This is a genomic window from Streptomyces sp. PTY087I2, from assembly GCF_001687325.1.
Lineage (GTDB): Bacteria > Actinomycetota > Actinomycetes > Streptomycetales > Streptomycetaceae > Streptomyces.
Genome location: NZ_LZRD01000024.1, coordinates 107280 through 121735, shown reverse-complemented (window position 1 = coordinate 121735; position 14456 = coordinate 107280). Strand labels below are relative to the sequence as shown.

General features: G+C 72.8%; 13 protein-coding genes. 6 read left to right on the top strand and 7 right to left on the bottom strand.

The genetic code is table 11. The annotated features are described in order from the left end of the window. The first annotated feature begins 164 nt into the window (after window positions 1–164). Window positions 165–539: an RNA polymerase-binding protein RbpA gene (locus tag A3Q37_RS26230; protein ID WP_003959706.1), complete on the top strand. Its 375-nt coding sequence runs from the start codon at window positions 165–167 to the stop codon at window positions 537–539. An 83-nt stretch (window positions 540–622) separates the two neighbouring features. On the opposite strand, the gene fxsA is transcribed toward A3Q37_RS26230, so the two are convergent. The 4 genes from fxsA to A3Q37_RS26210 form a co-directional block, all read right to left on the bottom strand. Then, the gene (fxsA, locus tag A3Q37_RS26225) at window positions 623–1231 is read right to left on the bottom strand and encodes an FxsA family membrane protein (RefSeq protein ID WP_065488094.1); all 609 of its coding nucleotides are present in this window, start codon (window positions 1229–1231) and stop codon (window positions 623–625) included. A 107-nt stretch (window positions 1232–1338) separates the two neighbouring features. Next, window positions 1339–2106 carry a polyprenol monophosphomannose synthase gene (locus A3Q37_RS26220; RefSeq protein WP_032781006.1) on the bottom strand — a complete coding sequence of 256 codons (768 nt, stop codon included), beginning with the start codon at window positions 2104–2106 and terminating at the stop codon, window positions 1339–1341. Between the two features lie 484 nt (window positions 2107–2590). Further along, complete coding sequence (locus A3Q37_RS26215; protein WP_065488093.1) at window positions 2591–4237, bottom strand: amidohydrolase; 1647 nt, start codon at window positions 4235–4237, stop codon at window positions 2591–2593. 112 nt (window positions 4238–4349) lie between these two features. Further along, the gene (locus A3Q37_RS26210) at window positions 4350–4790 is read right to left on the bottom strand and encodes an Lrp/AsnC family transcriptional regulator (protein ID WP_010057405.1); all 441 of its coding nucleotides are present in this window, start codon (window positions 4788–4790) and stop codon (window positions 4350–4352) included. A gap of 201 nt (window positions 4791–4991) precedes the next feature. On the opposite strand from A3Q37_RS26210, the gene A3Q37_RS26205 reads away from it, so the two are divergent. Continuing rightward, window positions 4992–5390 carry a hypothetical protein gene (locus tag A3Q37_RS26205; RefSeq protein ID WP_065488092.1) on the top strand — a complete coding sequence of 133 codons (399 nt, stop codon included), beginning with the start codon at window positions 4992–4994 and terminating at the stop codon, window positions 5388–5390. 422 nt (window positions 5391–5812) lie between these two features. Here the strand turns inward: A3Q37_RS26205 and A3Q37_RS26200 are convergent, their stop codons facing one another. Continuing rightward, window positions 5813–6985, bottom strand: a complete 1173-nt coding sequence (locus A3Q37_RS26200; RefSeq protein ID WP_065488091.1) for an acyl-CoA dehydrogenase family protein — start codon at window positions 6983–6985, stop codon at window positions 5813–5815. Window positions 6986–7367: 382 nt separating this feature from the next. Between A3Q37_RS26200 and A3Q37_RS26195 the strand changes: the two genes are divergently transcribed. From A3Q37_RS26195 to A3Q37_RS26185, 3 genes are all read left to right on the top strand, one after another. After that, window positions 7368–8627, top strand: coding sequence for a glycoside hydrolase family 18 protein (locus A3Q37_RS26195; protein WP_065488090.1), 1260 nt, complete (start codon window positions 7368–7370; stop codon window positions 8625–8627). Window positions 8628–8950: 323 nt separating this feature from the next. Continuing rightward, window positions 8951–9442 carry a hypothetical protein gene (locus tag A3Q37_RS26190; RefSeq protein WP_079137999.1) on the top strand — a complete coding sequence of 164 codons (492 nt, stop codon included), beginning with the start codon at window positions 8951–8953 and terminating at the stop codon, window positions 9440–9442. Between the two features lie 108 nt (window positions 9443–9550). Continuing rightward, complete coding sequence (locus A3Q37_RS26185; RefSeq protein ID WP_065488088.1) at window positions 9551–11071, top strand: PepSY domain-containing protein; 1521 nt, start codon at window positions 9551–9553, stop codon at window positions 11069–11071. Between the two features lie 61 nt (window positions 11072–11132). Here A3Q37_RS26185 and A3Q37_RS26180 read toward each other — a convergent pair whose 3' ends face one another. Both A3Q37_RS26180 and A3Q37_RS26175 read right to left on the bottom strand, forming a co-directional pair. Next, complete coding sequence (locus tag A3Q37_RS26180; protein ID WP_065488087.1) at window positions 11133–11915, bottom strand: SAM-dependent methyltransferase; 783 nt, start codon at window positions 11913–11915, stop codon at window positions 11133–11135. 105 nt (window positions 11916–12020) lie between these two features. Continuing rightward, on the bottom strand, window positions 12021–13394 hold the full coding sequence (locus A3Q37_RS26175) for a peptidase C39 family protein (protein ID WP_065488086.1): 1374 nt from the start codon (window positions 13392–13394) through the stop codon (window positions 12021–12023). A gap of 228 nt (window positions 13395–13622) precedes the next feature. On the opposite strand from A3Q37_RS26175, the gene A3Q37_RS26170 reads away from it, so the two are divergent. Next, on the top strand, window positions 13623–14252 hold the full coding sequence (locus A3Q37_RS26170; protein WP_065488085.1) for a uridine kinase: 630 nt from the start codon (window positions 13623–13625) through the stop codon (window positions 14250–14252). Window positions 14253–14456 lie beyond the last annotated feature (204 nt).

The window sequence follows — 14456 nt, the reverse complement described above, 5'->3', positions numbered from 1 at the left end:
GGTGACAAACCGGGCATGGGCGGGTACTCAACCCAGATAAAGCAGCGGCACGACGGGCGACGTATGACCCGCAACGGGAATCTTTACCGCCGACCGGACGTTGACCGGATGACGACGACAGCGACATTTTGTCCTGTGGGCGACAAGCCCGGGAGGCACGATTCATGAGTGAGCGAGCTCTCCGCGGCACGCGACTTGTGGTTACCAGCTACGAGACGGACCGCGGCATCGATCTGGCCCCGCGCCAGGCGGTGGAGTACGCATGCCAGAACGGACATCGATTCGAGATGCCGTTCTCGGTAGAGGCAGAGATTCCGCCGGAGTGGGAGTGCAAGGCGTGCGGCGCCCAGGCACTCCTGGTGGACGGGGACGGCCCCGAAGAGAAGAAGGGCAAGCCGGCGCGCACGCACTGGGACATGCTCATGGAGCGGCGCACCCGCGAGGAGCTGGAAGAGGTGCTGGCCGAGAGGCTGGCGGTTCTCCGTTCCGGAGCCATGAACATCGCCGTGCACCCGCGGGACAGCAGGAAGTCTGCCTGACCGCGTAACACCGCACAGCAGTACAACAGCACCGTGACACAGAACGTGTGTCACGGCCCGCGGCTCTTGGTGCGTACGCCCGCTCAGGGCGTGAGGGGCGGGCGCCGGTCCTGGGGGTCGTCGTCGGGGCCGCCGGGCCTTTGGGGGTCGTCGTCGCGAATGACCTCGCCCTGGACGACCTTTCCGTCCGGGCGGTGCATCCGGGCCTGCTGGAACGCGTCCCCGAGGCTGCCGGGCGACGCGGTCCGCATCCGGCGTTCCAGCGAGCGCTCCGCGTAACGGCTGATCATGGTCCGCACCGGCGGGACCAGCAGGAGCAGCCCGGCCGCGTCCGAGATCAGTCCGGGGATCAGGAGCAGCAGCCCGCCCAGCATCAGCAGCCCGTTGCCCCGGGTGCCCTTGCCGCCCGCGGGGGCCGCCGGTGGCGTGGCGGGAGCGCCGGGCTGCCCCGGCATCTGCTGGAGGGTCTCGGTGAGGTTCTTGAAGGCGCGCCGGCCGGCGCTCTTGATGACCACGGCGCCGAGCACGGCCCCGGCCACCAGGATCAGCAGGACCACGAGGCCGCCCGCGGCCGAGGCGACCAGGGTCAGGAGCCAGATCTCCAGGACCAGCCAGGCGGCCAGGGCCAGCGGCAGGAATCTACGGGCGCGCGAGCGCCGGGGACGGGTCGGGGGCGGAGTGCCGGTCGTCATGCCCCCAGTGTGCCCGTACCGGCGTGCAAACGGCGTAAGAGGGTGATCATGAAGCGGACCGGGCGGGCGGGCCCCGGGCGCAAGCCCCGGCGCCGCCCCCGAGGCGGTCAGAGGGTCTTGCGGCCCAGGACCTTGTTCGCGCGGGAGGTGATGCCCCAGCCGGTGACCCGCCAGAGCGCCTCGACGAGGATGTCCCGGCTCATCTTCGAGTCGCCGACCTCCCGGTCGACGAAGGTGATGGGGACCTCGACCACGTGGTAGCCCGCCTCGACCGCGCGGCGGGCGAGGTCCACCTGGAAGCAGTAGCCCTGCGAGGCGACCTCGCCGAGCCCGAGGCCGTTCAGCGTCTCGGTGCGGAAGGCGCGGTAGCCGCCGGTGACGTCCCGGACGGAGAGGCCGAGGGCGAGCCGGGAGTAGAGGCTGCCGCCGCGCGAGATGACCTCACGGCTCTTGGGCCAGTTGACCACGCGGCCGCCGGGCACCCAGCGGGAGCCCAGGACCAGGTCGGCGCCCTTGAGCGCAGTGAGCAGCCGGGGCAGCTCCTCGGGCTGGTGGGAGCCGTCGGCGTCCATCTCGACGAGGACGCCGTAGCCGTGCTCGGAGCCCCAGGCGAAGCCCGCGAGATAGGCGGCGCCGAGCCCTTCCTTGCCCTTGCGGTGCAGGACGTGGACCTGGTCGTCGGCCGCGGCGATCTCGTCGGCCGCCTTGCCGGTGCCGTCGGGGCTGTTGTCGTCGGCCACCAGGATGTCGGCGTCCGGGACGGCGGTGCGCACCCGGTCGACGATCGGCTTGATGTTCTCGACCTCGTTGTAGGTCGGAATGATCACCAGAACCTTGCCGAGCGGGCCGAACTGCCTCTGACCGCCGTCGTTCACTACTGCCCCTTAGAGTCCGTACACAGAGGGACACCATATCCAGCACACCGGCCGGCGGGACGCGCCCCCACGGTGGAACTGCGGATCGGGGCCCGGCGCCCTTCGGGCCGACCTGGGACCCGCTGGCTGCGGGTCGACCGAAAGCCGTTGTCTACTGAACGTCCGGGCCCCACCCGGGTCCCACCCTCCGTCCGGCTGAAACCTTCCCTCGCCCCCGAGGCGCGGGCGCTGAACCTGGCTGTCAGCGGTGGTGCGCCGGTGCGGCACACCGCCTCATGACCCAGCGGCGTTCGACGACTGCGTGGAGGTTCAACCGGTCGGACGTCCTGTGGTGGACCCGGCCGAACCTACCGGCCCGTGGGCGCTTTCTGTCAACAGCCGTGCGACCTGCGACTTTTTCCGAAATGGCCTGGTCAGTGCCGAAGGGCCGCAGGTCGCGGACCGGCGATCGGGCCATCGATCGGCGGTACGAAATGTCCCGACGTCACTCGTTCGGTCGCACGTAGACCGTTTGTCCGAGGACCACGGTCCGCAGGCAGACCGGCAGCTCGGCGCCGGGCGTCAGGTCCGGCAGGCCGGGCGTGCCGGACCGGGGGTCGGTGGACCAGCGGGCGACCCGGTCGTCGGGGGCCTGGACCAGCAGTTCGGCGGTCCGCCAGACGGCGTAGTCGGCCGGGGCGCCGGGCACCAGGAGGCCCGCGTCGTCGCGGCCGATGGCGCGCCAGCCGCCCCGGGTGTGGGCGGTGAACCCGGCGCGGACCGAGACGCGGTGCTCCGGGGTGCGGTGGTGGGCGGCGGCCCGCACGGTGCCCCAGGGGTCGAGCGGGGTGACGGGGCTGTCGGAGCCGAAGGCGAGCGGCACTCCGGCCCGCAACAGCGCGGCGTACGGGTTGAGGGTGGCGGCCCGCTCCGCGCCGAGGCGTTCGGCGTACATGCCGTCCGGGCCGCCCCAGGCGGCGTCGAAGGCGGGCTGGACGGAGGCGGTGAGGCCCAGCTCGGCGAAGGCGGCGATCGTCTCGGGGGTGAGCATCTCGGCGTGCTCGACGCGGTGCCGGGCGGCCCGGATCCGGTCGAGGCCGAGCGTCGCGGCGGCGGCCCTGACCCCGTCCACCACGGCGGTGACCGCTCCGTCGCCGATGGCGTGGAAGCCCGCCTGGAGGCCGGCCTCGGTGCAGGCGGTGACATGGGCGGCGATCCGGGCGGCGTCCAGGTGGGCGGTGCCGGTGTGCGGGGCGTCCGTGTAGGGCCGGTGCAGGCAGGCGGTGTGCGAGCTGAGGGAGCCGTCGACGAACAGGTCTCCGGCGGCGCCGATCGCGCCGAGTTCGCGGATGCGACGGGCGTCCTTCTCGTCCGCGATCTCCTCGGCCCAGAGGCCGAAGACGCGCGGTCCGGGCCGCTCGGCGGCCAGCGCGAGGAGACCGGTGAAGTCCTCCTCGTCGGAGATCTCGGGCCCGCCGCACTCGTGGACACTGCCGATGCCGAGGGAGGCGGCGTGGTCGAGGGCGGCGCGCTGGGCGGCGGCGCGCTGGGCGGCCGGGAGCGCGTTGTGGGCGGCGGCCCGCACCGCGTGGTGGGCGTCGCCGGTCAGCGGCCCGTCCGGGTGATATCCCGTCATCGCGGTGACGCCGGGGACGAGGTCCAGCAGGGCCGTCGTGACGACCGCCGAGTGCACGTCGATGCGCGGCAGGTAGAGGGCCCGGCCGCCGGCCGCCTCGTCGAGCTCGGCGCGCGAGGGGTGGCGCCGCTCGGGCCAGCGGGCGGCGTCCCAGCCGTGTCCGAGCAGGACGTCCCCGGGGGCACGGCCTTCGCCGAACGCCCGGACGAGGCCCAGCGCCTCGGACAGGGTGCGGGCGTTCGAGAGGTCGAGCCCGGTCAGGGCCAGGCCGGTGGCGGTGGTGTGCACATGGGCGTCGGTGAACGCCGGGGTGACCAGGGCGCCTTCGAGGTCGACCACCTCGTCCACGCCGCTCGCGAAGGCGTCGGCGGCCCCTTCGGAACCCACCCAGGCGACATGCCCGCGTTCGACGACCATCGCGGTGGCGAACGGGTCGGCGGGGCTGTGGACGTCTCCGCCGCGCAACAGGACGGTGCGGTGGTCGGGGGTGCTCTGGGGGGCGGTGCTCTGGCTCATGGGACCAGTCTCGCGCCTGGCGGGGGCCGCCCGGACTGCGGCCCCCTCCGGAGGGCCGGTGCCCGCGCCCGTACCCACGGCGGCCCGAGGCCCTGAGCCGGGGATGCGGGGCTCAGATCCGCGGGGGCCGGGCCTCGTACGGGGTGGAGAGGACGACGGTGGTCCGGGTGGACACGCCGGCCAGCGTACGGATCCGGGTGAGCAGGTGCTCCAGCTCCAGCGGGGTCGCCACCCGCACCTTGAGAATGTAGTTCTCGTCCCCGGCGACGCTGTGGCAGGCCTCCAGCTCGGGCACCCCGGCGAGCCGTTCGGCGATGTCGTCGGGGGCGCTCGGGTCGAACGGCTTCACCGAGATGAACGCGGTGAGGGGCAGCCCGACGGCCTCGGGGTCGACGACCGCGGCATAGCCGCGGATCACCCCGCGCTGCTCCAGCCTGCGGACACGCTGATGAACCGCCGAGGTGGACAGGCCCGTGGCCTTGCCCAGGTCGGTGTAGCTCATCCGCCCGTCCTTGACGAGCAACTCAACGATCTGACGGTCCAGCTCCTCCATGCGGATCAACCTATGGCCCCGGGCACCGCTCGGCACAGTCGCGCGGGTCACGGAACGGCACCTGCGGGCGGCATGTGACGAACGCCACAGGCTCGCGGGTCGGTAGCGGACCGCCTCGCGATTACCGGCCACGCGCGGCGGGAAGTGCTTGCTGTGGTCGAGGCCGTGTCGCCTTGTCGGCCCACCCGAGGGGGGAATTCCATGCAGAGCCTGAAGCTCACCGAACGTACCGAACCGGAGCCTGTCGATCCGGACGACGACGGCGGCTCCGACGCGTACGACATGTTCGAGATGGTCCGGGTGGTCTGCCCGGACTGCGCCCAGCCCATCGCCCTGCTGGCCGATGAGGACGTCCTCCCGGAGCACGCCCGGTGCCCCACGCCGTGGAACCCCTTCGTGCTCACCGTGTGCGCCGGAACCGGCCGCGGCGCGGGCGAGGGCCGGCCCGCGGACGAGACGCTGGAGCTCCAGGAGCAGGAGGCCGGGCTGCTGCTGACGCTGCCCCAGGGCCTCGACTGGCGGATGCAGCCCTTCTCGCACGCCGGAGGCCCCGGCTCCCGCCCACTGCGTGTGCCGCGGATGCGGCGCGAGGCCGCCTGACCCGTACCGCGTATGCCCTGCCCAGCACCACGACGGCCCGCCGCCGTGGTGCCCGCGGCTCTCCCGCTCGCCGCCCCGGAACGTGGGCACCCGCGAACGAGCGCTCGAATCGGCGGGACAGTGACCCCGGCCCGCCCCACGGCGTTGGCCCCGTATGACCACGCTGCATTCACCAGTCGGTTCGGGTCGCCGCCGGCTCGCCGCACCCGCCCCCGAAGAATCGGTTCCGCAGCCGGGAACGCCCGCACAGCCGCTGCCTCGCTCCACGGGGAACTCGCCCATGGGCGCCCCCGTGGATCCACCGATCTACAGCGCGCTGCTCAGACAGTGGGAGAGCGCCGGCCGGACCGTGCCGGGGCGCCGCGACCCGGAGTGGACCCAGGCCGCGGCCCTGCCCGCATGGTCCGAGGGACCCTTGCGGTTCAGCGCGTCTCGGGACCCGCGAGGTGGCGCGCGATGACCATGCGCTGGATCTGATTGGTGCCCTCCACGATCTGGAGCACCTTCGCCTCGCGCATCAGCCGTTCGACCGGGAAGTCGAGCGTGTAGCCGTATCCGCCGAGCACCTGGACGGCGTCGGTGGTCACCCGCATGGCCGCGTCCGTGCAGAACAGCTTGGCCATGGCTGCCTGCCGGGAGAAGGGCTCCCCCGCGTCCCGCAGCCGTGCCGCCTCCAGATACAGCGCCCGGCCCGCCTCGATCTGGGTGGCCATGTCGGCGAGCATGAACCGCAGCCCCTGGAAGTCCGCGATGGGGCGGCCGAACTGGCGCCGGTCGGTGGCGTAGCGGACGGCCTCGTCCAGGGCCGCCTGGGCGACCCCGATGGCGCACGCGGCGATGCCGAGCCGCCCGGAGTCGAGGGCGGACAGGGCGATGGCGAAGCCCTGGCCCTCCTCGCCGATGCGCCGGTCGTCGCCGACCCGTACGCCGTCGAAGTGGAGCTGGGCGGTGGGCGAGCCCTTCATCCCCATCTTCTTCTCGGGGAGGGCGGCGTTCAGCCCCTCGGCGTCGCCGGGGACGAGGAAGGCGGTGATGCCGCGGGCACCCTCGACGCCGGTCCTGGCCAGCACGGTGCAGAAGTCCGCGACGCCGCCGTGGGTGATCCACGCCTTGGTCCCGGTGATGATCCAGTCGTCCCCGTCCCGTACGGCTTTGGTACGCAGCGAGGCGGCGTCGGAGCCGGAGGCGGGCTCGGAGAGGCAGTAGGCCCCCAGCAGGCCGCCGGAGAGCATCGCCGGGAGGTGTGCGGCCTGCTGCTCGTCGGTGCCGTATCCGGCGAGTGCGTGGCAGGCGAGGGAGTGGACGCTGACGCCGAGTCCCACGGTGAGCCGGGCGGCGGCCAGTTCCTCCAGGACCTGGAGGTAGACCTCGTAGGGCTGGTCGCCGCCGCCGTGGGCGGAGCCGTACGGGAGTCCGAGGAGTCCGGACTCGGACAGGAGGGTGAAGATCTCGCGGGGGAAGACGCCCGCTTCCTCCTCCTCGGCCGCCCGGGGAGCGATCTCCTTGGACACGATGTCGCGGACGAGCGCGACGAGCTGCCGGGACTCCTCGGTGGGCAGACGGCGTTCCACCGGCTGCGGGGCACGGTCGGACATGACGGCGCTCTCCTCCCTGTCGGGCGTTGCGGCGGTCGCGCGCTCGGGGTGGGAGAGGCGCCGCCGGGTGATCTCCCGGAGGTGATCCCGGGAAAAACAGACTGCGCAGCCGATCCTGCCCTCCCGGGTCACGGGTGGCGCGGTCATCGGCTGTGGCGGGTTGAGTATGCCCGATCGGCCGTCTTCCGTCACGGGGGCAAAGGGCAGGTCGGAGGCGTGAAGGGGGCGGGAACGATCAGTGAATTGGTCCGAACCATTGACCCAACTGGTCTAGTCCTTCTACGGTTCCACCGAACGCCTAACGCGTTCATGTCAAACCGGGCGCAGGCCCGGAGTTCGGCCGGCACCCCCACGCACCAGCCCTCCCCCACGAGGAGCCACGATGCTCAAGCTGCACCGTCCCCGCGCCCGGTTCCGGGCGCTCGCCGCGGCCGCCTGTACGGCGGCCCTCGGCGCCACCCTGCTCGGCGTCACCGGTATGTCCCAGGCCGGCGCCGCCCCCGCCGCCACCGCGAAGGAGGCCGCCCCCACGGCCGCCGCGGGCGACAAGGTGATCGGATACTTCACCAACTGGGGTACGTACGACCGCAATTACCACGTCAAGAACATCGTGACGTCGGGTTCCGCGGACAAGCTCACCCACATCAACTACGCCTTCGGCAACGTGACCGGCGGCAAGTGCCAGATCGGCGACTCCTACGCCGACTACGAGAAGGCCTACACCGCCGAGGAGTCGGTCGACGGCGTCGCGGACACCTGGGACCAGGAACTGCGGGGCAACTTCAACCAGTTGCGCAAGCTGAAGGAGCTCCACCCCGACCTCAAGGTCCTGTGGTCCTTCGGCGGCTGGAGCTGGTCCGGCGGCTTCGGTGAGGCCGCGCAGAACCCGGCCGCGTTCGCCCAGTCCTGCTACAACCTGGTGGAGGACCCCCGCTGGGCCGATGTCTTCGACGGCATCGACATCGACTGGGAGTACCCGAACGCCTGCGGGCTCACCTGTGACACCAGCGGCCGTGACGCGTACGGCAATCTGCTGGGCGAGCTGCGCAAGGCCTTCGGGAACGACAACCTGATCACCTCGGCGATCACGGCGGACGGCTCCGACGGCGGCAAGATCGACGCGGTGGACTACGCGGGGGCGGCAAAGCATCTCGACTGGTACCTGCCGATGACGTACGACTTCTTCGGCGCGTTCGCGGCGCAGGGCCCGACGGCCCCGCACTCCCCGCTGACCTCCTACCCGGGCATCCCGTCGGAGGGCTTCAACTCGGACGCCGCGATCTCCAAGCTGAAGGGGCTGGGCATCCCGTCGGAGAAGCTGCTGCTGGGCATCGGCTTCTACGGCCGCGGCTGGACCGGCGTCACGCAGTCCGAGCCGGGCGGCACCGCCACCGGGGCGGCGGCGGGCACGTACGAGCCCGGCATCGAGGACTACAAGGTCCTCAAGAGCAGTTGCCCGGCCACGGGTACGGTCGCGGGCACGGCGTACGCGCACTGCGGGAACAACTGGTGGAGCTACGACACCCCGGAGACCATCGGCACCAAGATGACCTACAAGAACGAGCAGGGCCTCGGCGGCACGTTCTTCTGGGAGCTGAGCGGTGACACGACGAACGGCGAGCTGATCAAGGCGATCGACTGATCGACCAGCCGGGCGCGCGGCTGTGGGGGGTGGCGGTTCGCCACCCCCCACAGCCGTTTCCGGCCGCCCGGCGATCCCGGGGCGGGTGTGGGAACTTTTTCGGCCATCCGGCCGACTACTGCCCCATGGGAAGAGACCGCGGCACCGAGCCGCACGCCGCACCCCCCGCCGAGCCTCCCGGGGCAGCTGGCTATTTTGTGTCCATGCGTGCACCGGGCGGCCTGCCGAGGCGAGCGGCCAGGGGCCTGCTCTGCGGTTCGGCGTGCCTGGCCCTCGGTGCCGGGAGCCATGTCGCGGCGGGCGGACGCCTGCCCGGCGCGGGGGTGCTCGCGCTCCTGTTCCTCGCCCTGACCGTGCAGGGCGCCCTGCTGCTCGGCGGCCGGAAGCGGCGCTTCGACGTCGTGGTCCTGGTGCTCGGGGCGACCCAGTTCGCCCTGCACAACGCGTTCCACTTCCTCCCGGCCCCCGGCGGAGGCCCGCATCCCGGAATGCCCGCCGGGCACGGGCACGGGGCCCGGCACCACATGGCCGGGGCATCCGAGGACGTGGCCGCCGGGCATGCCATGGACGCCGGGATGCCCCTGGCCCACGCGGCGGCCACGCTCGGGTCGGCCCTCTGCGTGCTGTACGGGGAGCGGGTGCTGCGACGCCTCGGGGCGCTGCTCGCCCCGCGCGTCGTCCTCCGGCCGGCCCCGTCGCTCCCCTGCCCGCCCCGGTCGCGCCCGGTGCCGCCGGTGGTGGTGCGGATCCGGTTCGGGGCGCTCCTCGCCCGGTCCCGGTCCCGGCGCGGGCCGCCCGTGGCGGCCTCGGCCTGACCTCCTCCCCCACCTGCCCCGACGCCGGAACCGCTCCGGCGTCCGTCAGGCATGCGTGCGGGAGGCGTCGGGCGCGCGTCCGTCACCGTCCGCCCTCCGAGGAGCACCATGTCCCGCAGAACCGAAGAAATACCGCAGAACGAGCAAGAGCAGAGCGAGAAGGAGCAGAACGGGCAGGAGGGGAAGGCCCACGATCCGGCCGCCGGAAGACCGGGCGGCCCCGCGAAAGACTCGTCCGGGCGGCCGGATCGCCCGGCCCGCTCCTGGGCGGAGGTACGGCATCTCCTGGTCCGGCTGCACTTCTACGCCGGGGTGCTCGTCGCCCCCTTCCTGCTGGTGGCCGCGCTGACCGGGCTGGCCTACACGCTGACACCCCAGCTCGACCGGATCGTCTACGGGGACCAGCTCCGCGTCGACCGGGTCGGGGACGAGGTACGCCCGCTGGCCGAGCAGATCGCCGCCGCGCGGGCCGCGTACCCCGAAGGCACCCTGGCGTCGGTGATCACTCCGCCGGGCCCCGAGGACACCACCCGGGTGGTGCTCGCGGTGCCGGAGCTGGGCGAGAACCAGCGCACGGTGTTCGTCGACCCGTACACCGCCGAGGTGCGAGGCGAGCTGACGACCTGGTTCGGGTCGACGCCGCTCACCACCTGGCTCGACGACCTGCACCGCAATCTCCACCTCGGCGAGGTGGGCCGCCTGTACTCCGAGGTCGCCGCGAGCTGGCTGTGGGTGGCCGTCGTGGGCGGCCTGGTGCTGTGGCTCGGGCGCGCCCGGGGTCTGCGCGCCAAGTCGGCCCGGGGCGTGCTGCTTCCGGACCGTAAGGCCAAGGGAGTCCGGCGGACCCGCGGCTGGCACGCGGCCACCGGGGTGTGGCTCGCGCTGGGGCTGCTGTTCCTGAGCGCCACGGGCCTCACCTGGTCGAACTACGGCGGCGAGCGGTTCGGCCGGCTGCTGGACGCGGCCAACGGCAACGCCCCGGCTCTGGACACGGCGCTGCCGGGCGCCGATGCCCCGGCCGAGGACCACTCGGAGCACGCCGGGCACGGCGGTTCCGGCGGAGCGACCGCCGACGCCGATCCGGCGGACTTCGACGCGGCCCTGGCTGCGGCCCGGGGCGCGGGTCTCGGCGGGATCGTGGAAGTGACGCCCCCGGCGGACGCGGCGAGCGCGTGGGTCGTGGCGCAGACCGACAACACCTGGCCCGTGCACTACGACCGGGTGGCCGTGGACACCACGAGCGGCGAGATCACCTCGCGCACCCGCTGGGCCGACCACCCGGCCCTCAACAAGCTCAGCAAGCTGGGCGTGCAGGGCCACATGGGGGTGCTGTTCGGGGTCGCCAACCAGATCGTGCTGGCGATCGTCGCCCTCGGCCTGACCGCGGTGATCGTCTGGGGCTACCGCATGTGGTGGCAGCGCCGGCCCACCCGGGGCGACCGGCGCGCGCCGGTCGGCAGGGCCCCCGAGCGCGGGGCGTGGCGGCGGATCCCGCTGCCCGCCCTCGTCCTGGGCATCCCGGCCGTGGCCGCCCTGGGCTGGGCGCTGCCGGTCCTGGGGGTGACCCTGGCCGGGTTCCTGGTGGTCGACGCGGTCGTGGGGGCGGTGCGCCGACGACGTACCGCCTGACGGTGACGGGGTGAGGCTCCCGGGGCCGGCGGCGAGGAACGCCGGCCCCGGGAGCGAGCCGTCACTTCCGGCCGACGCCCGCGTACATCGCGACATCCTGCGTCGGCGTCGGGGCCCGCCACGCGGAGCACGACACCACCCCGGGCTCCAGCAGTTCCAGGCCGTCGAAGTAGCGCGCGACGGCCGCCGGGGTGCGCTGCGTCAGCTTCGGGGTGCCGTGTTCGTTCCAGAACGCCACTGCCTCGTCGACGTCCGGCATGTCGGGGTGTGTGACCGTGTGGGACAGGACGAGGTGGCTGCCGGGCGCGAGCGCGTCCATGAGCCGGCGCACGATCGCGTACGACTGCTCGTCGTCCTCGATGAAGATGACGACGCCGAGCAGCATCAGCGCCACCGGCTGCGAGAAGTCGAGCGTCTTCGCCGCCGCGGCCAGGATGTCGTCGACGTCCCGCAGATCGGCGTCCAGGTAGTCGATGCGTCCCTCGGGGGTCCCGACCAGCAGCGCCTGGGCGTGTGCCAGGACGAGCGGGTCGTTGTCCACGTACACGACGCGGGCGTCGGGGGCCACGCGCTGGGCGACCTCGTGGGTGTTGTCGGCGCTGGGCAGCCCCGTTCCGATGTCCAGGAACTGGGTGATGCCCTCCTGCTCGGCCAGGTGGCGCACCGCCCGCCCCAGGAACAGCCGGTCCGCCTTCGCGTAGTCGCCGATCCCGGGGTGCAGGGCCCGGATCTCGTCACCGGCCGCCCGGTCGACCGGGTAGTTGTCCTTGCCGCCGGTCCAGTAGTTCCAGATCCGGGCGGTGTGCGGCCGGGTGGTGTCGATGCGCGATTCGATGTCGGTCACACGTTCAACATAGCGCGCCCCTCCGGCAACTCCGTTACGCCGGGGGCGCTTTGCTCACGCCCGGTGCCGCGGCCGTCATCGGGGCGGCCGCGGAACCGGGCTTGCTCAGACCAGGCCGAGCGACCTCAGGACCCGCTGGCGGGAAGGCGTCGGCCGAGTCGGCCAGTAGACGTAGCACACCCCGCCCGTACCGCTTCTGACCCTCCCCTCGGCGTCATAGCGCTTGGTCCTCAACCACACGTTCTCGAATTCGCGCCTGCGGTAGACCCGGCGTACCGCGTCGTTGTCGGGTGACGCGGGGTCGTTCGCGACGACGTCGCCCTCGGGGGTGAAACCGATGACCGTCATCAGATGGCCCGACGTGCCGTATCCGGCGCCGGTCAGCTCCTCCTTCAGGAAGGACTGGGAGGTGATGACGGGGATTCCGGCGCGGACCAGCCGCTCCACGTCGGTGAGCGAGCCGAGCCGGGTGACGGCGGCGTTCATGTCGCGGTACGTGGCGGCGTAGGCGGCGTTGAACGGCCAGTTGCCGCAGCCCCCGTACGCGTAGTCGTAGGTGTTGCGGGCGGCGTGGCAGACCTGGGGGTCGGGCAGGCCGGGCTTGACCCAGGCGAGGTCCTCCGCGGTGGGCTTCCGGCCCCAGTACTCGATGATCATCTGCGAGGAGGTGGGGCTGCACCACGCCTCGCCGCCGTTGTCGTACTCGGGGTACTGCCCGATGTGGATGTTCTGCGAGTAGCGGGGCACGGGCAGTTCGCGGGCCGGGCCGGGGGCGGTCTCGGGCACGGTGAAGCGGTCCGGCACGTCGGAGGCCATCGCGCCGACCCGCCACACGGTCGGGGTGAGGCGGCTGCCCGGGGCGCGGTACAGCGTCACCCGCAGCCGGTGGGAGACCAGGCGTACGCCGCTCGCCGGGTCGTCCACCGCGAGGGTGTCCGTCCATACGGAGCTGTGCGGGTCGCCCTGGTCGTCGACGGAGGTACGGCGGATGTCGCCGTCGCCCGCCGCCCAGCGGCCCATCACGAACCAGGGGGTCGCGGTGCCGTCGGCGTAACGCCCGCTCAGCTCGACCTGGATCCAGGTGCCGGCCGGTGTACGGGCGTTCCAGGAGGCGATCACCTCGGTGGCCGGGACGGTGGAGCGGTGGACGGGCGAGGTCCAGGTGGCGTAGTCCCAGGCGGCCGTCTCACCGGTGTGCGGGTCGGTGTAGTCGGTGCGGCCGGCCGGGGCGGCGATCACCAGGCCGGGGCGGGCGCCGGGGAGGATCCGGGTGCCGTCGCCGGTGCCGCAGCGCCAGTCGGTGTACGTGTGCCAGAAACGGTTGTCCACGAGGGCCGCCGGGGTCGCGGAGGGGCCCGCAGGCGAGGGCGAGGACGGGGCGGCGGACGAGGGCGCGGCGGAGGAGGCCACCGTGCCCGCACTCGCCGCGGCGGCGAGCGCGGCGGTCAGAACGGTTCTGCGCGAAGTCGGACTGGTCATGGTCGTGACCCCCGGTCGGATGCGGAAGAAGGTGGTCTGCGGATGCCGTGCGGTTCGGGCGCCGTGCGGTTTGCGGTTCGGATGCCGTGCGGTTCGCCAACTATCCCGGTTCCGGGGCGGATCGGGCCAGCGGTTCGGCGGTCGCCGCCGAACCAATATGGGTCTGGACCACTGGCATGACCTGCGGCGGCTCCCTGGTGCCCGCGTGCCGGAACGTACCCTGGGGCCATGGACGACCTGGCCCGCCACGCCGATGACCTCGCCGCACTGCCCCCCTCCTGCGGGCCGGTCCGGCTCGTCGCGGTCGACGGGCACGCCGGTTCGGGCAAGAGCACCTTCGCCGCCCGCCTCGCGACGGCGCTGGGCGGCGCCCCGGTCCTCCATCTGGACGATCTCGCCACGCACGAGGAGCTGTTCGGCTGGACGGGCCGGCTGCGGGAGCAGGTGCTCGGGCCGCTCTCGCGCGGCGAGTCCGCCCGCTATGCCCCGTACGACTGGACGGAGCGCCGCTTCGGGCCCGCGCGGACCCTGGAGCCGGCCCCGGTGGTGCTGGTGGAGGGGGTCGGCGCGGGGCGCCGAGAGGTGCGGCCGTGGCTGGCGGCGCTGTGCTGGATGGAGCTGGACCGGGAGACGTCCTGGGAGCGGGGCCGGCGCCGCGACGGGGCCGGGCTCACCGGGTTCTGGGACGGGTGGACGCTCGCCGAGGAACGGCACTTCGCCGCGGACCCCTCCCGGCCGTACGCCGACACTCTGGTACGGCAGTTGCCCGAGGGGTACGCGTGGCTGCCGGGGCCCGGGCGACAGCCGGGAGCGCACCGGAGCGTCACGTACCGTAGCCACGGCACCGCGCCATACTGAGCAGTCGGAAATCAGCTCAGAAGAGCCTCAACTCTGCTTGACCGAGGGGCCTTACTGGTCTTACGTTCTCATTGTGCGGCTTTTCGGAGCCCCCGCAGACGCGAAGCCCCCGGTTGTTCCCCCGTGATCGGGGGCTTCGCCCTGTGCTCCCTCCGCCGCTCCGGCGACTACGCAGAGCGATTCACTCACCCTCGGTGACCACCC